Origin of the sequence: Mycobacteroides sp. LB1 (assembly GCF_013449725.1) — a bacterium.
Lineage (GTDB): Bacteria > Actinomycetota > Actinomycetes > Mycobacteriales > Mycobacteriaceae > Mycobacterium.
In genome coordinates this window covers 1,445,937-1,466,457 of record NZ_JACCFF010000001.1, presented here as the reverse complement: position 1 = coordinate 1,466,457, position 20,521 = coordinate 1,445,937, and the positions used below count along the sequence as shown (strand labels likewise).

Sequence of the window (20,521 nt, the reverse complement as noted above, 5' to 3'; positions counted from 1 at the left end):
TGAACCGATGGTGAGGTGCCGTCAAGAAGGTGTCAACGGCGCTCCCGGCGTCGTCGCCGGTACCTGCGACGACTTTCGTCGCGTCCTGCGCTTTTCTGTCCGATCCGAGTGAGTCGAGCTTGGCCTTGACCTGGAGTCGACTCCAGGTTCTACCGTGGCAGCTGTGAGCACAGATGCAGGGTTTCCCATCTCGCACGTCGCCCAGCGGACCGGTCTGTCGATCGATGCGCTGCGCTGGTTCGAACGCGAAGGTCTGTTTCCCCGGGTAGCACGCGATGCGGGAGGCCGTCGCCGGTTCAGCGATAACGACATCGAACGTGTTGAGCTGATGCTGCGGTTACGCCGCACCGGTATGCCGGTTCGCGATATGCGCAGGTTCATCGAGCTGTTAGTGGGCGGCGAAGAGACCCATGCCGAGCGTCTGGAGCTGCTGTTCGCGCAGCGCGTCCGGATCCTGGCGGCGATGGAAAGGCTTACCGAGGATCTCAGGGTCGTGGATTTCAAGGTTGCGTATTACACCGAGTCGGTCAACGGTGCCTCGGCTCAATCCGCTGGAGGAAAGAAGAACTGATATGAAGTACACGCAGATCGGTGAGCTGAAAGTATCGCGAATTGGCTTGGGCGCCATGTCGATGTCATCGGGGTATCAACCCCTCGACACGGATAAGGGTCCAGACGCCGATCGGTCCATTCAGGCCATCCGCCGTGCGCTCGATGTGGGAATCACCCTGATCGACACCGCAGAAATCTACGGCCCGTATGTCAACGAGGAGCTTGTCGGCAAGGCAATCTCGGACCGCCGGGATGACGTGGTGTTGGCCACGAAGTTCGGATTGATTTCGCATGCCACCGGTGCGACGTTCCAGCCGGATAGCTCGCCGGCGAATATCGCTGTTGCGGTCGAGGGATCGTTGCGCCGACTTGGGACCGACCACATCGACCTGTACTACCAGCATCGCGTCGATCCCTCGATTCCGATCGAGGAGGTTATCGGCGCAGTCGCCGAATTGGTGACGCAGGGCAAGGTTCGCCATATCGGGTTGTCGGAAGCGTCGGCGGCGACTATCCGCCGCGCTCATGCCGTACATCCGATAGCGGCGGTCCAGTCGGAGTACTCGTTGTGGACACGTGATGTCGAGTCCGCGGTGCTGCCGACTCTGCGGGAGCTGGGTATCGGTCTGGTGCCGTACTCGCCGCTGGGCCGTGGGTTCCTGGCAGGCGCCATCCGGTCGGCGGACCAGTTGGCAGACGGTGACTTCCGTAAGAACCTGCCGAGGTTCAGTCAGCAGAACCTCGACACGAACCGTGCGATCGTCGGCGCCGTGGAATCCGTCGCGGCCGAGACAGGGGCGACAGCGGCTCAGGTTGCGCTGGCCTGGCTGCTCTCTCGTGGCGAGGAAATCGTGCCAATTCCCGGGACTACGAAGGCCGCTCGTGTCGAGGAGAACGCCGCTGCCACGGATGTGACCCTCTCCGATGCGCAGTTATCGCAATTGGAGACTGTCGCTCCCGCGGTGGGCGACCGCTACAACGAGGATCTGATGGCCATGCTCGACTGGGGGCACCTCCCACTTGTGGGGGACTAGTGGTCCAGCGGGATCCGCAGCGATGACATGGTCGCGGCCAGACCGTCGTACTGGGTAACCAACAGTGTGAAGCCGATGAGCTGGCGACTATCCAGGAACTTCGAGAGCTCCTCCCACGCCTGGTCGGAAAGCGTTCTTGTGGTGAGGATTTCGTCGACGCCGGTGATGAGCGCGCGTTCCTTGTCGGAGAGGCCTTCGGAGCCGGCCCCGGCGAAGATGCGGTCCTGATGTGCGGCGTCGATCCCTGCGGACTTCGCGATCCGGGTGTGGTGCTGTAGCTCGTACTCGCATTCGCGCACATGGGCCACTCGGAGAATGACCACCTCGGTGTCTCGGGTGGAGAGCTTGGTGCCGCGCAGGATGGCGCCGGAATAGGCCAGCCACGGCCAGAACCGGGTGCCCGTCTGTCCGAGTGTGGTCGCCAGGTGCATTTCGGGAGCGTTGACGGCACGCGCCATGCCCTTGGCGATCAGCCAGTTGATGGGGCCCAGCTCGCGGAGCCCTGGGGACGGGATACGGCCTTCGGTGCTCTTGCTCACTGGCGGGCTCCTTCTTGTCGGTCTTCGCGCATGCTGGGGGTCCCTCCCGCTTGCGGGGGCCTCATCCTTCTTGCTGGACGAGGTATGGCGACACCGTACTGCGATGCTCGTCGAGGTCGAGTGCCCGGCCAAGCGCCGGGAAGGCACGCTGGGGGCACTTGTCCCGCTCGCAGACTCGACAGCCCACGCCGATCGGTGTCGTCGCACCCTCCGACGACAGATCAAGACCTTCGGAATAGACCAGTCGATGTGCATGCCGCAGCTCGCAGCCCAGGCCTATCGCGAACGTCTTACCCGGCTGGCCGTACCGGGACGCGCGCCGCTCGACGGTGCGCGCCACCCATAGATAGTTGCGTCCGTCGGGCATCTGCGCCACCTGGACCAGGATTTTGCCCGGGTTGCCGAAGGTCTCGTACACGTTCCACAGCGGGCAGGTGCCCCCGCTGGAGGAGAAGTGAAAACCGGTCGCGGACTGGCGTTTGGACATGTTCCCGGCGCGGTCCACCCGGACGAACGAGAACGGCACGCCGCGCATCGACGGGCGCTGCAGCGTGGACAGTCGATGGCAGACGGTCTCGTAGCTCACCGAGTAGAACGCCGAGAGTCGTTCGATGTCGTACCGGAAGTCCTCGGCCACACCGTGGAACTGTCGGTAAGGGAGGACAGTGGCGGCGGCGAAGTAGTTGGCCAACCCCAGCCGCGCCAGCTTGCGTGATTCCTCGGAGGTGAACTTGCCGTCGTCCACCATCGTGTCGATGAGATCGCCGTACTCCAGGTAGGCCAGCTCGGCGGCCAGCTTGAAAACCTGTTGCCCCCCGGAGAGGTGATTGCTGATCTCCAGTGTCTTAGTTCCCGGGTCGTACTTGTGCAGGACGCTGTCGCCCAGGTCGATGCGCCGGGCAATCTGTATGCCGTGTACCTCGGTGAGCCGGCCGGCGATCTCTCTGGCCAGGTCCGCGCGGTGCATGCGCATCCGGACCGTCAGGTCTTCGGCGGCGGTGTCGAGCTCGTGTAGATAGTTGTGCCGCTGATAGAAGTAGTCGCGCACTTCCTCGTGCGGCATGGTGATGGAGCCGCTGCCGCTGCCGTCGGAGTACCGGTCCTCGGTGGCAGCCGCGAGCTGTGTAGTGGTGATCCGGTAGCGGCGGTGCAGGTTGACGATGGCGCGTGCCAACGCGGGATGCCCGGCGACGACATCGGCGATCTCGGCGGGGTCGACATCGATATCCAGGTCCTTGTCCTGCACCACCTCGCGCAGCTCGGCGATGAGGCGGCTGTCGTCCTGGGAAGAGAAGAACGTCGCGTCGACGCCGAACACCTCGGTGATGCGTAACAGCACCGCGACGGTCAGTGGCCGGACGTCATGCTCGATTTGGTTGAGATAGCTCGGGGAGATCTCCAGCATCTGGGCGAGTGCGGCCTGGCTGAACCCGCGTTCGCTCCGGAGTTGACGAAGGCGCCCACCAACGTACGTTTTGGACACGTTGACCAGCGTACGCGCCTTGCAAACTCCATCTTCGCAGTCTTGGCAAGGTCCCCCGATCCAATCCTGGATCCTCGTCTTCGCCGAGAAGGGTGAGCCAGATATCACGGAGCGATCAAGCAGGTTTGCTTTCTGGGCCTACCAGGATTGAGTCGACCGGCGAACATGGCTGGCTGAGCTGCTTCTCGCTATGACCGGCGCCACTGTGGCCGGTTGTTCGGCCCGGAGGTCACAAAGAGGGCTCCCAGCTGCTGATTAGCCATCTGTTCGCCCATTCGCACGAAATGGCAAAACCGGTCACCGTAGTTGCCCGCGTGAGAGTGCAGTAAATCTGTACACGCTCGTATCCTAAATAGCGTGCTACTCATCGCATATCGGGTGTGCAACGGGCACATACGCGGCTCTCATGCATGGTCTAATCTTTAACGGCCGGGAGCACCGCTGAGGTGTTCGGCGTTTTGCAATTGGGATGTATATGTCCGAGCATGGTGCCGGATGCGGAGATAGACGAGGAGGGTTACGATTCTTCGGCTTTTGATGCGTCTGTGGATTCCACTACTTGTGCTTGCGGTAATTGGCGCCGGTGGATTTACTGTGTCGCGGCTGCACGGCGTTTTCGGATCTGAGAACCGTCCGTCGTATGCCGATACGAATGTCAGTGATGCCCAATCGTTTAACCCCAAGAAAATGTCGTATGAAGTCTTCGGTTCGCCGGGGACCGTGGCTGATATCAGCTATTTCGACGTCAACGGCGAACCGCTATACATTCAGAAAATCACATTGCCGTGGTCGGTGAAATTCGACATCACCAAGACGAGCGCCGTGGGAAGCATCATGGCGCAGGGCGATAGTCACACCATCGGCTGCCGTATCACCGTGGATGATGAGGTTAAATCCGAGAAGGTGACAAATCAGACGAATGCCTTTACCTCCTGCCTTCTGAAGGCCGCATGAGCAAGGAAGACGGCGGCAAAGTTCGATCGCACCGGCCGATAATGGCGACCATTATCCGCCGGGGGGCCCCGCTCATTATCCTGGGCTGGCTTGCGATCACTGTCCTGTTGAGCGTCACGGTGCCGCCGCTGGAGATCGTCGAAAGAGAACATTCGGTTTCGCTAAGCCCGCCCGATGCGCCGTCCGTCAAAGCGATGACGCAGATGGGGAAGGTCTTCCAGGAATCCAATTCCGAGAGCGTCGCGGTGATCGTGCTCGAGGGGGATCAGCCTCTTGGCGACGATGCGCATAAGTACTACGACGCCGTCGTTCGTCAATTGAAGGACGACCCAAAGCACGTGCAGCACGTTCAGGACTTTTGGGGTGACCCACTGACCGCTGGCGCAGCGCAAAGTGCCGACGGAAAAGCCACGTACGTTCAACTGAATCTCACCGGTCGCTTTGGCCAGGCCGAAGCGAACGAGTCCGTACTCGCCGTCCAGAACATCGTGAAGAACACTCCCGGGCTGCCTCCGGGGGTAAAGACGTACGTCACGGGTCCGGCGGCCATCGTCTCGGACATGGCGGAGAGCGGTAACCGGACGGTCATCCTCATCACCTTGGTGAGCGTCGGGGTGATTTTCCTGATGCTGCTCCTGCTCTATCGGTCCTTCTTCACCGTCATCATCTTGTTGTTCACGGTCGGCATCGAGCTGCAAGTCGCGCGAGGACTTGTCGCGTTCCTCGGCATGCACGGGATCGTGGGTCTGACCACCTTCGTCGTCAATCTGTTGGTCTCCGTGGGTATCGCCGCAGGTACGGACTACGGCATCTTCTTCGCCGGGCGGTATCAAGAGGCTCGCCAGGCGGGCGAAGATCGTGAAACCGCCTACTACACCGCCTATCGCGGGGTGGCCAAGGTCGTCTTGGCATCCGGCCTGACCATCGCGGGAGCGATTGCCTGCCTGCATTTCACCCGCCTGCCCTACTTCCAGCCGCTGGGTATCCCCGGTGCGGTGGGCATCTTGGTCGCGGTGGCGGTTGCGCTCACCCTGGTGCCGGCGTGCATTGCCGCCGGCAGTCGCGTCGGGCTATTCGATCCCAAGCGGCAGGTGACAACGCGCCGGTGGCGGCGGATCGGCACAGCGATCGTGCGGTGGCCGGGACCCATTCTCGCCGCCACGGTGGCGATCGCGCTCATCGGGCTCTTGACGCTCCCCGGATATAGCCCGAGCTACACCGACGCGAAGTACATCCCGCAGGACATCCCCGCGACTCAGGGTCTCATCGCCGCCTCACGGCATTTCCCGGAATCGAAGATGTCCACGCCCGACATTCTGTTGATCGAGGCCAATCACGATATGCGTAACTCGGCCGACCTGCTGGTGTTGAACAGGCTGGCCAAGGCGGTTTTCGCGGTTCCTGGCATTGCCAACGTGCAGTCCATCACGCGGCCCGAGGGAACGCAGATTGAGCACTCGTCGGTGCCGTTCATGCTCAGCATGTCGAATGCGAGTCAGCGGCTGAGTCTGCCGTTCCAGAGAGCACGCATGGAAGACATGCTCAAGCAGGCCGACGATATGTCGACAACGATCGCGCTCATGCAACGCATGGCCGACCTGATGAAACAGATGGTGGACACAACCCACCGTATGGTCGGTACCACGAAGGACCTGCAGGCGGATATGTCCACGTTGCGGGACCATATCGAGGATTTCGAAGATTTCTGGCGGCCGATCCGAAACTACTTCTATTGGGAGAAGCACTGTTTCGACATCCCCATCTGCTGGTCGTTCAGGTCCATATTCGATGCGCTCGACGGCATCGATCAGGTGACCGACAAGATGCAGGTTCTGATCGGTGATCTGGACGAGCTGGACAAGCTCATGCCGCAGATGCTCGAGCAGTTCCCCGTGATGATCGCCACCATGAAGAGCACGCGCGAATCCATGTTGACGATGCACAGCACAATGTCCGGCATCTTCGCCCAAATGGATGAGTCAACCGAGAATTCGACCGCCATGGGCAAGGCGTTCGACGCTTCGAAGAACGATGACTCCTTCTATCTGCCGCCTGACGTTCTGAAGAACAAGGACTTCCAGCGGGTCATGAAGATCTTTATGTCGCCCGACGGAAAGTCCTCGCGGATGCTGATATCGCAGCGCGGAGATCCGGCGACGCCCGAGGGCATTTCGCGGGTGGAGCCGATCAAGACCGCGGCCGAGGAAGCGCTCAAGGGGACCCCGCTCGAGCACGCCAAGGTCTCCCTGGCCGGCACGGCGGCGGGTGTGAAGGAGCTGGTCGATGGATCAAAATACGATCTCTTGATCGCCGGTGTGGCAGCTCTGTGCCTCATTTTCATCATCATGCTGCTGATGACCCGGAGCCTGGTTGCGGCGCTGGTGATCGTCGGTACGGTGGCGCTCTCGCTGGGCGCGTCCTTCGGGCTGTCCGTGCTGGTCTGGCAACACATTTGCGGTATCCAGATCAACTGGGTGGTGCTGGCCATGTCCGTCATCGTGCTGCTGGCGGTGGGGTCTGACTACAACCTGCTGCTGGTATCGCGAATGAAGGAGGAGCTGGGCGCCGGCCTCAACACGGGCATCATTCGGGCGATGGGTGGCACCGGCAAGGTCGTGACGGCCGCGGGCCTGGTGTTCGCCGCCACGATGGGATCGATGATCGTCAGCGATCTGCTCACCATCGGGCAGGTGGGAACCACGATCGGTCTGGGTCTGCTGTTCGACACCTTGATCGTGCGCGCGTTCATGACGCCGGCCATTGCCGCGCTACTGGGCCGATGGTTCTGGTGGCCGCTGAAAGTGGGTCCCCGCCCGGCCGGTGTGGTTCACGGCTGGAAGGGGCCTCGCCCACTGGTGCGTTCCCTGTTGCAGAGGGACTAGCGGAGCCGCATGAGAACCGAGCACTCGCGGCCGTTCATCGCGCGAACCATACGAACGCTGTCGCCCCTGATCATTCTGGGGTGGCTGGCGCTGATTCTGTTTACCACCTTGAGCTCAGTCAATTGGAATTGGGCGAAGGCGATCCCGGCACTGGAGACGGTGGCGGAGGAGCGCTCCGTATCGCTGATGCCACAGGATGCGCCGGCCGTGAAGGCCATCTTGCGTATGGGCCAGGACTTCAACGAATCGAACTCGGACAGCTCCGCGATGATCGTGCTGGAGGGGCAGGATCCACTCGGCGAGGATGCACATAAGTACTACGCGGAACTGGTCCGCGAGCTGCGAAACGATCCCAAACATGTGGAGCATGTGCAGGATCTATGGGGCGATCGACTGACATCCTCGAGCGTGCAGAGCCCCGACGAGAAGGCCGCGTACGTTCAGTTGAATCTCGTCGGCAATCAGGGCACCGCCCTCGGCGACGAATCGGTGGCGGCGGTCCGCGCGATCGTGGATCGGACGGCGCCGTCGGCTCCCGTCAATGTCAAGGTCTATGTGGCCGGTGCCGCGCCATTGGCCTCGGACATGCAGCACTCCGGCAACAATTCCATTCTGAAGATCACGGCGGTCACTGTCGTCATCATCTTCACGTTGCTGCTCATCCTCTACCGCTCGGTCGTCACGGTGATCCTGCTGCTGACGATGGTGGGTATCGAGTTAGCGGCGGCCCGCGGCATTGTCGCGTTTCTTGGCTACCACGACATGTTCGTGCTCTCGACTTTTGCCGTCAACATGCTGGTCTTCCTCAGCATCGCCGCCGGCACCGATTACGGCATCTTCTTCTTCGGTCGGTATCAGGAGGCGCGCCAGGCCGGTGAAGACCGGGAGACCGCCTACTACACCACGTATCGCAGTGTGGCCCCTGTTGTATTGGCATCCGGACTGACCATCGCCGGAGCCATCCTGTGTCTGCATTTCACGCGTCTGCCCTACTTCCAGACCATGGGTATCCCGTGTGCCGTCGGGATGTTGGCGGCGGTCGCGGTCGCGGTGACGCTGGTTCCCGCGGGCATTGCGGTGGCCAGCCGATTCGGGCTACTGGAACCCAAGCGCAAGCTGCGGGTTCAGCGGTGGCGCGGAATCGGTACGGCAGTCGTCCGCTGGCCGGCGCCCATCCTGGTTGCCTCGTTGGCAATAGCCCTGGTCGGCCTATCCACGCTCCCGGGTTATAAGACGAGCTATAACGACCGGCTCTACATCTCCAGCGATATCCCGGCCAATCAGGGGTTCGCTGCCGCACAGCGCCATTTCTCCGAGTCGCGCCTGACGCCCGACGTTCTCTTGGTTGAGACCGACCGTGATGTGCGGAATCCGGCCGATTTCCTGGTTTTGAACAAGCTGGCGAAGGCGCTTTTCAAGATTCGTGGAGTCTCTCGGGTACAGGGGATAACCCGCCCCGAGGGAACACCGATCGCTAACACGTCTGTGCCCTTCCTGCTCAGCTTGCAGAGTGCCGGCCAAGTACAGGCGACGCGATTTCAGAAGAAACGTATCGCCGACATGCAAAAACAGACCGACGATATGACCACGATGATCAAGACGATGCAGCGCACATACGAAGTGATGAAGCGGATGTCGGAAACCACGCACAGGATGACGACCCATACGCACGAGATCCAGCAGCTTACCGACGACCTGCGGGGCAGTATCGCGCTCTTCGACGACTTCCTTCGACCGATTCGCAACTATTTCTATTGGGAGAAGCACTGTTTCGACATTCCCATCTGCTGGTCGATCAGGTCCATTTTCGATGCGTTGGATGGAGCCGACGTACTTAACGACGGGCTGATCGTTCTCGTCAAGAACATGGACGAGTTGGACGCGATCATGCCGCAGCTGATGGTTCAGTTCCCTCAAATGATCGAGGTCATGCAGAGCATGCGGACCTTGATGCTCACCATGTACGCCACCATGTCGGGGCAGTTCGCCCAGATGGACGAAACCACTGACGACGTCATGGCCATGGGGCAGGCTTTCGACGCCTCCAAGAACGACGATTCGTTCTTCCTGCCCCCGGAGGTGTTCAAGAACGCGGACTTCCAGCGTGCGATGAGTTCTTTCATCTCGTCCGACGGAAAGACGGTGCGGTTCATCATCTCCCACAACGGTGACCCCATGTCGCCGGAGGGTATTACGCGGATCGAGCAGATTCGGAACGCGGCAGAGGAAGCGCTCAAGGGAACGCCCCTGGTGGGCAGCAAGATTTATCTTGCCGGCGCGGCATCGACCGCGAAGGACTGGAAAGACGGCTCGACCTACGATCTCCTGATCGCGGGGATCGCCGCGATCTGTCTGGTTTTCATCATCATGCTCATCACCACCCGGAGCTTCATCGCGGCGCTGGTGATCGTCGGTACGGTGGCCCTCTCGCTGGGCGCGTCCTTTGGTATGTCGGTGTTGCTATGGCAGTACATCCTGGGGATCAATCTGCACTGGATGGTGCTGGCGATGTCTGTGATCATCCTTTTGGCGGTCGGGTCCGACTACAACTTGCTACTGGTCTCGCGGATGAAGGAGGAGCTGGGCGCCGGCCTCAATACGGGCATCATCCGAGCGATGGGCGGCACCGGAAAGGTGGTCACCTCAGCAGGATTGGTGTTCGCGGCCACGATGGCCTCGATGGTTGTCAGCGATTTGCAAATCATCGGTCAGATCGGCACCACCATCGGTTTGGGTCTGTTATTCGACACGCTAATCGTCCGTTCGTTCATGACCCCGTCGATCGCGGCACTTCTGGGGCGTTGGTTCTGGTGGCCACAGCGAGTGCGGCCAAAGCCGGTGAGCGCTCTCCGTGAGCCCGTCGGTGCGCATGCGAGGGCATCTGCTGCGCCTGGAACCGATCCGCGCCGTGAGGATGACGAGCCGACCACGGAGCTTCCGCGGCTATCCGAGTAGTTTGTGTTGCCGTTCAAGCGGTTCCGCGTCGACGTGGCAGACCAACGCACGAAGGGCCGGGCACGAGAGGTTCTCGTGCCCGGCCCTTCGGGTTTGTCTAGGTGATCTCAGTACTTGTGGCAGGCGCGCACCATCTGCTGGAACACCGGTATGACGTACTCGATCCCCTGATTACCCCTGACTTGGTTAATCATGCTCACCCGCTTGTCCTTTGGTGAACCGAGGAACTCTTGCATGAACTGCTGATTCGCTGGCGATTGGTCGAAATACTGCGCGGCCGTGGGGTTCTCCGCGTGTAGCGCCGCATTCGCCTGATCGTACGTACAGGTGGTGTTCACCATCTCGTCAGTAACCGGGTCAGCGGATGCGAGACCGGCTCCAGCGCTCAGGGCCAGTGCCACACCGCCCACAGTCGCCGCAATTTTCGTCAGTGACAGTTTCATCATATTTCAATCGCCTCCTAGTACCGGCCACATCAACTCTAGCCATTCAGCCGAGCTCACGCCGCATGTCAAGCCCTTGCTGTCTTATCTTCCCAATATTCAATTGTGTTACTGCGTTGGTTATTTCCGCTCCAAAAGCTGGAGTAGGTAACCGCCGTATCCAGATTTGAGTAGTTCCTGAGCGCGGGCCGCGAGCTGGTCATCGTTGATGAACCCGGCCCGCCATGCGATTTCTTCGGGCACGCCGATTTTCAGGCCTTGGCGCCGTTCGATGGTTCGGACATAATCGCTCGCGTCTAGCAGCGAGTCGAATGTGCCGGTGTCCAGCCATGCGGTCCCGCGCGGAAGCACCTCGACCGAGAGCTGCCCTCGATCCAGGTAGATCTGGTTGATCTCGGTGATCTCGTATTCGCCCCGAGCCGACTTGCGCAGCGATCGGGCGATGTCGATGACGTCGTTATCGTAGAAGTACAACCCCGGAACCGCGTAGTTGGATTTCGGCTTGGCCGGTTTCTCCTCCAGGGACAGTGGGACCCCGTCGATGCTGAACTCGACCACACCGTACGCAGACGGGTTGGCCACCCAGTACGCGAAAATCGCACCACCGCTGACGTTCTCGAATCTGCGCAGACTGGTGCCCAACCTGGGCCCGTAGAACACGTTATCGCCCAACGCCAGCATCACCGTGTCGGAACCGATGTGGTCGGCACCGATGATGAACGCCTGGGCCAGCCCCTCAGGTTCTGGCTGAACCGCGTAGCGCAAGTTGATACCGAAGGCTGAGCCGTCACCGAGGAGTCGCTCGAATGCCGGGGCGTCGGCAGGCGTGGTTATTATCAGGATATCGCGAATACCGGCCATGATCAGCGTCGATAACGGATAGTAGACGAGCGGTTTGTCGTACACCGGCAGTAGCTGCTTGCTGACACCCATCGTTATCGGATGCAGACGAGTGCCCGAGCCGCCTGCGAGAATGATGCCGCGCATATGTGCTCCTACTCGACGACAAATACGAAGGGTTCGTTGAGTTCGGTTGCAGCGGGGACACTTTCTACGTTGTCCTGGCGCAACACGTAGGCCACCATATCGCGTATGTAGATGGAATGCCGACGGAATCGAACCTCGGGAAGCCGGCGTGCGGGCAGCATCGGTGAACGATGTGCCGCGACGAGTCTGTCAAGACGGTTTCGGCTCGCACCCCTTCGTGCATGGATATCGGGATCGCCCGCGGGCTCAGGCTGGCTCGTACTTGTATTGCCGCCTCCGATTGAGGCAGTTGTTTTACGTGTGGCAACCTATGAAACGGAATTCATTCAGCCGTAGCTGTAATGATGTTCTGGAATTTGGAGACATGCGTTCCCCCATTGTCTTGAGGCTATCCGTGGCGCGCGAAATCGGGTAATAATGACCGACAGCACTGATGGCAATTCTGCGAGTACAGACACACATCGGGGAGGTCGATACCGTCATGAAATTTGCCATGGCAAGTTATGGCACCCGCGGCGATATCGAGCCTGCCGTTGCTGTCGGGAGGGAACTGCAGCGTAGGGGTCATGAAGTGCGCATGGCCGTCCCGCCCGACTTGGTTGGCTTCGTGGAGTCGGTAGGGCTTTCCGCGGTGCCTTATGGCATTCATGTGGGGCCGCAGCTCGATGAATACCGAGACTTATGGATGTCGTGGACCCGTCATTTTTGGAGGGTCCAGGATCTGGTTGCATTGTGTCGGCAGGCCCTGAAACTGGTTACCGAACAGTGGGCAGAAATGAGTAGGGCACTCGTGTCAGTGGCAGACGGGGCGGACCTGCTGTCGACCAGCGTGGGTTATGAGGAGCCGGCGGCCAACGTTGCGGAGTTCTATGGGATCCCGCTGGTTGCCTTGCACACCATGCCGTGGCGTCCCAACGGTCAGCTCTTTCCGGTTCTGCCGCCGCTGCTGACGCGTACAGCGATGACCGCATACGACTGGCTGACCTGGCGGGTGACCAAGAAGGCGGAGGATGCGCAACGGCGTGAGCTCGGCCTGCCCAAGGCGACGCGCCCTTCGCCGCAGCGGATCGGCCAGCGCGGATCGCTGGAAATTCAAGCGTACGACGATATTTGCTTCCACGGACTGGCGGACGAGTGGGCGAAATATGACGGGCGAAGGCCCTTCGTGGGTGCGCTCACCATGGAGTTGACGACCGAGGCTGATAACGAGGTCATGTCGTGGATCGCCGCGGGGTCCCCGCCCATCTGCTTCGCTTCGGGGAGTATCCCTATCGATTCTCCGGGGGAGACAGTCGAGATGATCAGTTCAGCGTGCGCAGAATTGGGGGAGCGCGCGTTGGTGTGCGCGGGCGCGACCGACTTCAGCGGCGTCCGAACTTCCGGGCACGTGAAGGTGGTCGGGGTGGTGAACTACGCGGCGATCTTTCCGGTGAGCCGGGCGGTCGTTCATCACGGTGGTTCGGGCACCACGGCGGCCAGCCTGCGTGCCGGCGTGCCGACCTTGGTTCTCTGGACTGTTGGTGATCAGCCATTCTGGGGAAATCAGCTCAAGCGCATGAAAGTGGGGACGTCCCGGCGGTTTTCGACCACGACCCGAGAGTCATTGGTCTCGGACCTGCGGCAGATCCTCACCCCGGAATGTGCCATTCGGGCTCGGGCGATCGCTCCCCACATGACTAAGCCGCACGAAAGTGTCGGCAAAGCCGCCGACCTGCTGGAGGCGAGGGCCGCCAGTGCCTAACTCGATCGCCGCCTCACGGCAGCCCATGACGGATAGAGTTCCGCACGGTGACAACTAGACCATCGATATCATTGACCCGGAACGCATTACCGATGCGTGCCGGTCACCTAGCTGCTCTGTAAAGAACGGGAGGCGTCGGCTTTGTCAACATCCGTGCTCATTTCCGGTGGTGCAGGATTCATCGGATCCACGCTGTCGAACCGGCTCGTCCAAGCGGGGTACGACGTCGCGGTGATGGACGTCTTGCACCCCCAGGTGCACGCGAGAGGCCGAGAGATCGATCTCCCGCCCTCAGTGCGGCTGTTCACGGGCGACGTCACCCATGCCCCTGACTGGGATGCTGTACTGCGGTTGTTCGAACCCTCCCAAATCGTCCATTTGGCTGCGGAGACGGGTACGGCGCAATCGCTTTCGGAGGCGACGCGCCACGGCTTGGTCAACGTGGTGGGCACAACCCAACTCCTTGATGCACTGAGCCGTTCGGCACTTGTGCCGGACCAGCTCGTGCTGGCGTCGTCGAGAGCGGTGTACGGCGAAGGCGCGTGGAATTCCGGCGGACAGGTCTTCTATCCGCGCCCGCGCAGCCATGCACAGCTACTTGCCGGCGAGTGGGACCCGCAAGGACTCGCCGGTGAACTGTCGGAGCCGCTTCCCAGCTGTGCCAGCCGAACCGAACCCCGTCCGACCAACATCTATGCGAGTACAAAACTTGCCCAGGAACATCTGTTGGCATCGTGGGCAGCCGCGCACGACACCAACCTGAGTGTCTTGCGCCTACAGAATGTTTACGGGCCCGGCCAGTCGTTGACCAATTCGTACACCGGAATCGTCACCCTCTTCGCACGGCTGGCACGCGAGAAACAGTCGTTGGAGGTCTACGAAGACGGCCGGATAGTCCGTGATTTCGTCTTCATCGATGATGTTGTCGACGCACTCTTCGCTGCGGTGCACGCACCGGCTGCCGAGCGACGCACCCTCGACATCGGTTCTGGCACTGCAACAACCATTCATGAGTTGGCCCGTAAGGTCGCCGACGTCTGTGCGGCGCCCGAACCCGTTGTCGTCGGGAAATTTCGAGACGGGGATGTGCGCGCGGCAAGCTGCGATATCGGGTCAGCCGTCGAACAGCTCGAATGGAGCCCGAAATGGACGCTTGAGGACGGGTTGCACGCGCTACTCGAATGGATTGACAAGGACTGCCCGAATCGCTTTTGAGCTCGCCTTCGCGTAACCGTGCTGTGGCGGCCGGCGCATCCGCCCTGATAGTGAATCATTAGTTGCGACAATGTTTTCCAACTACATGTGGAAACGTCGGAAAGCCTGATCTTAGACAGAGATGACGATACGATGACGCTCCCGGCGAAGAGTGGTGGAGGCGAATGAAGCTCGGTTCCGTATTTGATCCGAAAAATAACGCGCTGAACGCATGTCGACTCGCTTTGGCGACCGAGGTGATCCTCTTCCACTCGTTCCCACTGACGGGGCACGTCGTGGAATCGAAGGCGGTACTCCAACTGCTGTTCTCGGTGGGAGTTGACGGATTCTTTGCCCTTTCAGGCTTTCTGATCACCGCGAGTTGGCTCCGTAACCCCAGCGCGCGCGACTACTTCATCGCACGAGCTCTCCGCATCTTGCCGGGGTATTACGTCGTGCTGGCGGTGACGGCGTTTGTCATCGCTCCACTGAGTGTGTTGATCCAGGGGGGCTCTGCCGCGAGGCTGCTGTTCTCCAGCGCGCCGATCGAATACATGCTGAAGAACAGCGCGTTGATCCAGCTTCAGTTCGATGTGGGTGGGACACCACGCGATATCCCGTACCCAGGAATCTGGAACGCGTCCCTATGGTCGCTTGTCTTTGAGGTGATGTGCTACATCGCCGTGGCCGGGCTTGGGTTACTCGGGCTCGCCAGCCGCCGTTGGACAGCGCCGGTGATACTGATACTGGCAACGATTGCGGCAATCCTCCTGCCGCCGCTGACCTTCCCCGGGCTATGGACCATCCCGCAGCTCGCGGTGCGGAGCGCCATCATGTTCTCCGCTGGTGCGCTGCTGTATCAGTGGCGAGACGTGATACCCGCCCGATGGTCACTTGTGGTGGCGAGCGTCGCGATTGTGCTGGCCTCGGGCATGCTGCCCGACTATCGGGTGGTCGGTGCGCTCCCGCTCGCATATGCCGTCGTCGTTTCGGGTGTGCTGATCAAGAACAAGCGCATGAACATACACACGGACCTGTCGTACGGCGTCTACATCTACGCCTCGCCGACACAGCAGTTTTTGGCTGTTGCAGGTTTAGCCAGCCTGAATCCGTTTGCTTTCTTTGTTGTTTCGGCGGGTGCGACGCTAGTGCCCGCCGCATTCAGTTGGTTCCTGGTTGAGAAGCGCGCACTGGCGCTCAAATCGCGCCTCAAACGCAAGAAGGCCGATCCGACGGAGACGCGGGCCGGGCCGGTGGATTCGGAGAGTCCGGAACTGCGAGAACGGGCGTTGTCGCCGCGCGAGGACAGATAACGCAGAGGTGTCACCATGAAGATGTCGGTAGGCTGATTTCTATGGCGTTTCGGGATTCGGAGAATGTGCCCTGTTCTTTGAATATCAAAGAACAGCAAAGGATTTCGTGACCATGCCGCTCTTTCGCCTGGTGTTACAGCGTAAACCGCCGTTCATAGCGCGGCGTTATCCGTACGGGGGTCGTCGTCGGATGCTTGATGCGTTGGGCCCAGACCTGGCCCGAACGGTCTCGATGCAGGCCGATGACTCCGCACCCGTCGACACCCCGATCGGACGGATTTTCGAGAACGCCGACAACGTCCACAAGCTGCGTCATTATCTGCCGATCTATCAAAGCGCTCTCGCTCGGACCGAGCGAATGCTCGAAATCGGGGTGGATCGGGGCGGATCCCTGCAGATGTGGCGAGAACACCTGCCAAACGCCACCATCGTGGGCCTCGATATCAACCCCGCGTCCGCGCAGCACGACGATCCCGAGCGCCATATTCATGTGCGGATCGGTGATCAGACTGATACCCGCTTTCTAGGGGCCGTGGTCGATGAGTTCGGGCAGTTCGACAGTGTTCTGGATGACGGCGGGCACACCCCCAAACAGATGATCGGTTCGTTCAGGTACCTGTTTCCGCGCCTGCGGCCCGGCGGGGTGTACATCGTCGAGGACGTTTGCGCTAACTACTGGACGATCTATCGCGACCAACGCGAATCGTTCATCGACTTCACGAAGTGGCTGATGGATGCGATGCACGCCCACTACCTGGAGATGAAGTCGGTCTACCAGATCATGGAGAACCACCCCAAGCGGGCTGAGGAAGTCCAGGTGCCGTTCGCGGCGACCATCATCGACCGGATTGAGGTGTTCGACTCCGTGGTCGTGATTCACCGTGCGGAGGAACCCAAGCGGCTGCCCCGTGCAGTATTCCGATGAGAGTGAATTTAACTCAAAGATGACTGACTCATCGCCAGGCAACGGGCTGCAGATATCTGGCTACATCTGTTCATAAGAATTCTTGACAGATACCGCCGAAAATGCCTTGCCTGCAAGGGGAGTGGTCAGTACCGAAACGTGTCGAAGGGGTCGCGGGAAGGCTATTCTTGACGCCGGGACGGGGTCCTGGCATTTTGAGATAGGGGCTGTTCTTGACCGTGACCGATTACGACACTCGATCCGCATATCTGGACCTGCTTCGGCAGGACCTCACTCGATACGGAGTCGACGAACTTGTGCCAGTGGGTTGGAACTGGCTGCACCGTCCCTTTCTCAAATTCGGCGACTACGTGCTGGTGCGCAAGCGCCCGTTCGATGCGCACAAGCGCGACTTGGGCCTGGACTGGCCGGCAGATGCGCTGACGATGATTGGAATGGGGCGGCTGACGAGTCTGCAGCAGTGCGTCGAGACTGCGCTCGCCGATGACGTGCCCGGAGACCTGGTCGAATGTGGAGTATGGCGCGGGGGCGCGTCCATCCTGATGCGCGCGGTCTTGGCCGCATACGGGGATACGACACGAAACGTCTGGCTCTGCGATTCGTTTGAGGGTGTGCCTCCTCCGGATACCGCGAATTACAAGGCAGACAAGGGAGATAGGCTGCACCTCGCGGCGCCCATCCTGGCGGTGACCGAAAAGAATGTCAGGGCGAATTTCCAGCGCTATGGTTTGTTGGACAACCAGGTGCGTTTTGTTCCCGGCTGGTTCAAGGACACACTGCACGATGCCCCGATTGAACAAATCGCGGTATTGCGGCTTGACGGTGACCTCTATGAATCTACAATCCAGGCGCTCGACGGGCTCTACGCGCGTTTATCTCCCAGAGGTTTTTGCATCATTGACGATTACCACGCGCTGGACTCGTGCAAGCAGGCCGTCACGGATTACCGTACGAAGCATGGGATAACCGCGGAGATCGTCGAAATTGACGGTACGGGTGTGTTTTGGCGCAAGGAATGAGGACCGTTCCGACTCCACTACACCGGGACACCTGAAAGGCGTTAGAGGCCGTGAAATTTGTGCTGGCCAGTTATGGAACGCGAGGCGATATCGAGCCTTCTGTCGTTGTCGCTCGTGAGCTGCAGCGTAGGGGCCACGATGTGGTGATGGCCGTCCCGCCCGACCTGATGGGGTTTACGGAGGCGGCCGGGCTGGAGACGGTTTCCTACGGGTTGGACACGAAGACCTGGTTGGACGTGTACCGCAATTTCTGGACGTTCTTCTTCCACACCTTCTGGCGGGTTCGGGACATCCGGAGAATGTGGCGTCAGATGTGGGAGCTCAGCGATCAGTGCTGGGCGCAGATGAACACCACGTTGATGTCGGCGGCCGAGGATGCCGATGTGTTGTTCGCCGGGCAGAGCTATCAGGAGCCGGCCGCCAACGTCGCTGAATACCACGACATTCCATTGGTCACGTTGCATCACATCCCGATGCGGCCCAATGGCCAGCTCGTCACCATCCTGCCGTCCCGATTGGGCCGTCTGGCGATGACGGTATTCGATTGGCTGGCTTGGCGTCTGAACAGGAAGGTGGAGGACACGCAGCGACGTGAACTTCGCCTACCGAAGGCGTCGGCGCCCTCCCCGGAGCGGATCGCCGAACGCAGATCGCTGGAGATTCAGGGTTACGACGAGGTGTGTTTTCCGGGGTTGGCCGCCGAGTGGACAAAATGGGATGGCCTGCGACCGTTTGTCGGCTCGCTGACGATGGAGTTGACCGCCGAAGCCGATAAAGATGTCGCATCGTGGATCTCCTCGGGAACGCCGCCGATCTTCTTTGGGTTCGGCAGCATGCCCGTCGAATCTCCGGCCGCCGCACTCGAAATGATCGGCTCGGCCTGTGCGGAATTGGGCGAGCGGGCCCTGGTGGGCGCCGGGTGGAGTGACTTCAGCGATACGCAGCTGCCCGATCACGTCAAGGTTGTGGGAGCCGTCAATTTCGCGACGGTTTTTCCGTCCTGCCGGGCGGTCGTACATCACGGTGGTTCGGGTACCACGGCTGCAAGCCTGCGTGCGGGAGTCCCCACCCTGATCCTATCGATGGACCCCAATCAAACGCTCTGGGGCGGTCAGGTCAAGCGTCTGAAAGTAGGTACCACACGCCGCTTTTCGGCCGCTACCAGAGATTCATTGGTCGAGGACCTGCGGCAGATCCTTGCTCCGGACTACGTCGCCCGGGCCCGTGAGCTTGCGAGCGGAATGACGAAACCCAGCGAGAGTGCGGTGGCCGCCGCCGATGCCATGGAGCAGTTCGCGCGCTCGAGGTGTTCCGCGTGAGTCGAGGAGACGGACCGCAACCGGCCGGGAACTCCACGCTTGGCCGGGTGTTCGACCCACGAAACAACGCGCTGAACGCGTGGCGGTTGGTGCTGGCGGTGAGCGTCATCTACTGGCATTCCTGGCCGCTCACTGGTCGAACGATCACCTACCGGCCATTCGAGCAGCTCATTGAACAGGTTGGGGTGGACGGTTTTTTCGCCATCTCGGGATTTCTCATCACCGCGAGCTGGTTACGTAAGCCCAAGCTTCGAGACTTCGCCATTGCCCGAGGATTACGAATATTTCCCGGTCTGTGGGTATGTCTGCTGGTCATTGCGTTCGTCATCGCCCCCATCAGCGTTCTCATCCAGCATGGTTCGGTTGCGAATCTGATGTCCTCGCACAAACCCATCGAGTACGTCCTCAACAACGGTCTGATGAACGTGTACTACGCCGGCGTCGACGGAACACCGCGAGGAGTCCCGTGGCCCGGTGTGTGGAACGGATCGATTTGGACACTGGTCTTTGAACTGATCTGTTACATCGCCGTGGCGGTCTTGGGTGTGCTCGGATTACTGAAACGGCAATGGGTTGTTCCGGCAGCCTTCGTGCTATTCCTTTGTGCCACGGCGTATCTCTCGTACCCGGTCTTCGCCGCGACGACCATTCCGCAGATGGTGGCTCGGTTCGCCGTCATGTTCGCGGCCGGGGCCCTGCTGAACCAGTGCAAAGACGTCATCCCCGCGCGATGGTCGCTCGTTGCGGTAAGCGTCGTCATCGTCCTGGCCTCCGGTCTGTTGGAGAACTATCGAGATATCGCGGCGCTGCCCTTGGCGTACGCGGTCATCGTCTCTGGCGCACTCATTCACAATCAACGATTGAATCTGCGCAACGACCTGTCTTACGGCATGTACATCTATGCCTATCCCGTGCAGCAGCTATTGGTTGTCTTGGGTCTGGGCAGCCTGAATCTGTTGCTGTTCTTCGGTATTGCGACGGCGGTCACGGTGCCGCTAGCGGCCTTCAGTTGGTTCGTAGTGGAAAAGCACGCGATCTCGCTGAAGTCTCGGCTCACGCGGAAGCGCCCTGCGGTGGTCAGCGAGCCATCGGCGGTACCTGTGGATCGCGACGTTGGTTAGACGGCCCGTTCCTGAGGTTGGGGTGTTCATCGTGAGCCGAACATGCTATACAAGCCGATC

At 60.5% G+C, this 20,521-nt stretch carries 17 protein-coding genes; 12 read left to right on the top strand and 5 right to left on the bottom strand.

Features of this window, described 5'->3' with window-relative positions; all coding sequences use genetic code 11:
* The first annotated feature begins 163 nt into the window (after positions 1–163).
* Both MLB1_RS07240 and MLB1_RS07235 read left to right on the top strand, forming a co-directional pair.
* Positions 164–571 (top strand): MerR family transcriptional regulator, encoded by a 408-nt coding sequence (locus MLB1_RS07240; protein WP_358145152.1) that lies wholly within the window; start codon positions 164–166, stop codon positions 569–571.
* A 1-nt stretch (position 572) separates the two neighbouring features.
* A complete protein-coding gene (locus MLB1_RS07235; protein WP_180748955.1) occupies positions 573–1,586 on the top strand; it encodes an aldo/keto reductase in 1,014 nt (337 codons plus the stop codon).
* On the opposite strand, the gene MLB1_RS07230 is transcribed toward MLB1_RS07235, so the two are convergent.
* Positions 1,583–2,125 carry a carboxymuconolactone decarboxylase family protein gene (locus tag MLB1_RS07230; protein ID WP_180748954.1) on the bottom strand — a complete coding sequence of 181 codons (543 nt, stop codon included), beginning with the start codon at positions 2,123–2,125 and terminating at the stop codon, positions 1,583–1,585. The genes MLB1_RS07235 and MLB1_RS07230 overlap by 4 nt on opposite strands.
* A 61-nt stretch (positions 2,126–2,186) precedes the next feature.
* A complete protein-coding gene (ramB, locus tag MLB1_RS07225; protein WP_180748953.1) occupies positions 2,187–3,608 on the bottom strand; it encodes an acetate metabolism transcriptional regulator RamB in 1,422 nt (473 codons plus the stop codon).
* Between the two features lie 537 nt (positions 3,609–4,145).
* Between ramB and MLB1_RS07220 the strand changes: the two genes are divergently transcribed.
* The 3 genes from MLB1_RS07220 to MLB1_RS07210 are packed head-to-tail and all read left to right on the top strand — an operon-like array spanning position 4,146 to position 10,399.
* The gene (locus tag MLB1_RS07220; protein WP_180748952.1) at positions 4,146–4,562 is read left to right on the top strand and encodes an MmpS family protein; all 417 of its coding nucleotides are present in this window, start codon (positions 4,146–4,148) and stop codon (positions 4,560–4,562) included.
* Positions 4,559–7,444, top strand: coding sequence for an RND family transporter (locus tag MLB1_RS07215; RefSeq protein ID WP_180748951.1), 2,886 nt, complete (start codon positions 4,559–4,561; stop codon positions 7,442–7,444). The genes MLB1_RS07220 and MLB1_RS07215 overlap by 4 nt, the downstream gene beginning before the upstream one ends.
* 9 nt (positions 7,445–7,453) lie before the next feature.
* Complete coding sequence (locus MLB1_RS07210; protein WP_180748950.1) at positions 7,454–10,399, top strand: RND family transporter; 2,946 nt, start codon at positions 7,454–7,456, stop codon at positions 10,397–10,399.
* 107 nt (positions 10,400–10,506) lie between these two features.
* Here the strand turns inward: MLB1_RS07210 and MLB1_RS07205 are convergent, their stop codons facing one another.
* From MLB1_RS07205 to MLB1_RS07195, 3 genes are all read right to left on the bottom strand, one after another.
* Positions 10,507–10,845: a hemophore-related protein gene (locus MLB1_RS07205; RefSeq protein WP_180748949.1), complete on the bottom strand. Its 339-nt coding sequence runs from the start codon at positions 10,843–10,845 to the stop codon at positions 10,507–10,509.
* Positions 10,846–10,962: 117 nt separating this feature from the next.
* Entirely contained in the window at positions 10,963–11,829 is an 867-nt protein-coding gene (gene rfbA / locus MLB1_RS07200; RefSeq protein WP_180748948.1) for a glucose-1-phosphate thymidylyltransferase RfbA, read from the bottom strand.
* Between the two features lie 8 nt (positions 11,830–11,837).
* Positions 11,838–11,990, bottom strand: coding sequence for a hypothetical protein (locus tag MLB1_RS07195; RefSeq protein WP_180748947.1), 153 nt, complete (start codon positions 11,988–11,990; stop codon positions 11,838–11,840).
* A gap of 320 nt (positions 11,991–12,310) precedes the next feature.
* Here MLB1_RS07195 and MLB1_RS07190 point away from each other — a divergent pair, with 320 nt between their 5' ends.
* The 7 genes from MLB1_RS07190 to MLB1_RS07160 all read left to right on the top strand — a co-directional run bounded on the left by MLB1_RS07190 (position 12,311) and on the right by MLB1_RS07160 (position 20,461).
* On the top strand, positions 12,311–13,570 hold the full coding sequence (locus MLB1_RS07190; protein WP_180748946.1) for a glycosyltransferase: 1,260 nt from the start codon (positions 12,311–12,313) through the stop codon (positions 13,568–13,570).
* Between the two features lie 153 nt (positions 13,571–13,723).
* Positions 13,724–14,785 carry an NAD-dependent epimerase/dehydratase family protein gene (locus MLB1_RS07185; RefSeq protein ID WP_180749741.1) on the top strand — a complete coding sequence of 354 codons (1,062 nt, stop codon included), beginning with the start codon at positions 13,724–13,726 and terminating at the stop codon, positions 14,783–14,785.
* Positions 14,786–14,949: 164 nt separating this feature from the next.
* Positions 14,950–16,077 carry an acyltransferase gene (locus MLB1_RS07180; protein ID WP_180748945.1) on the top strand — a complete coding sequence of 376 codons (1,128 nt, stop codon included), beginning with the start codon at positions 14,950–14,952 and terminating at the stop codon, positions 16,075–16,077.
* Between the two features lie 190 nt (positions 16,078–16,267).
* Entirely contained in the window at positions 16,268–17,002 is a 735-nt protein-coding gene (locus MLB1_RS07175; protein WP_180749740.1) for a class I SAM-dependent methyltransferase, read from the top strand.
* A gap of 218 nt (positions 17,003–17,220) precedes the next feature.
* Positions 17,221–18,021 (top strand): TylF/MycF family methyltransferase, encoded by an 801-nt coding sequence (locus tag MLB1_RS07170; protein ID WP_180749739.1) that lies wholly within the window; start codon positions 17,221–17,223, stop codon positions 18,019–18,021.
* 50 nt (positions 18,022–18,071) lie between these two features.
* A complete protein-coding gene (locus tag MLB1_RS07165; RefSeq protein ID WP_180748944.1) occupies positions 18,072–19,340 on the top strand; it encodes a glycosyltransferase in 1,269 nt (422 codons plus the stop codon).
* Positions 19,337–20,461, top strand: a complete 1,125-nt coding sequence (locus MLB1_RS07160) for an acyltransferase family protein (protein ID WP_371750565.1) — start codon at positions 19,337–19,339, stop codon at positions 20,459–20,461. The genes MLB1_RS07165 and MLB1_RS07160 overlap by 4 nt, the downstream gene beginning before the upstream one ends.
* Positions 20,462–20,521: the final 60 nt, after the last annotated feature.

Excerpts from the sequence above, each read along its gene's own strand:
- MLB1_RS07205 (WP_180748949.1), bottom strand. The coding sequence starts at position 10,845 with ATGATGAAACTGTCACTGACGAAAATTGCGGCGACTGTGGGCGGTGTG.
- MLB1_RS07215 (WP_180748951.1), top strand. The coding sequence starts at position 4,559 with ATGAGCAAGGAAGACGGCGGCAAAGTTCGATCGCACCGGCCGATAATG.
- MLB1_RS07180 (WP_180748945.1), top strand. The coding sequence starts at position 14,950 with ATGAAGCTCGGTTCCGTATTTGATCCGAAAAATAACGCGCTGAACGCA.
- MLB1_RS07220 (WP_180748952.1), top strand. The coding sequence starts at position 4,146 with ATGCGTCTGTGGATTCCACTACTTGTGCTTGCGGTAATTGGCGCCGGT.
- MLB1_RS07210 (WP_180748950.1), top strand. The coding sequence starts at position 7,454 with ATGAGAACCGAGCACTCGCGGCCGTTCATCGCGCGAACCATACGAACG.
- rfbA (WP_180748948.1), bottom strand. The coding sequence starts at position 11,829 with ATGCGCGGCATCATTCTCGCAGGCGGCTCGGGCACTCGTCTGCATCCG.
- MLB1_RS07235 (WP_180748955.1), top strand. The coding sequence starts at position 573 with ATGAAGTACACGCAGATCGGTGAGCTGAAAGTATCGCGAATTGGCTTG.
- MLB1_RS07175 (WP_180749740.1), top strand. The coding sequence starts at position 16,268 with ATGCTTGATGCGTTGGGCCCAGACCTGGCCCGAACGGTCTCGATGCAG.
- MLB1_RS07195 (WP_180748947.1), bottom strand. The coding sequence starts at position 11,990 with ATGCTGCCCGCACGCCGGCTTCCCGAGGTTCGATTCCGTCGGCATTCC.
- MLB1_RS07190 (WP_180748946.1), top strand. The coding sequence starts at position 12,311 with ATGAAATTTGCCATGGCAAGTTATGGCACCCGCGGCGATATCGAGCCT.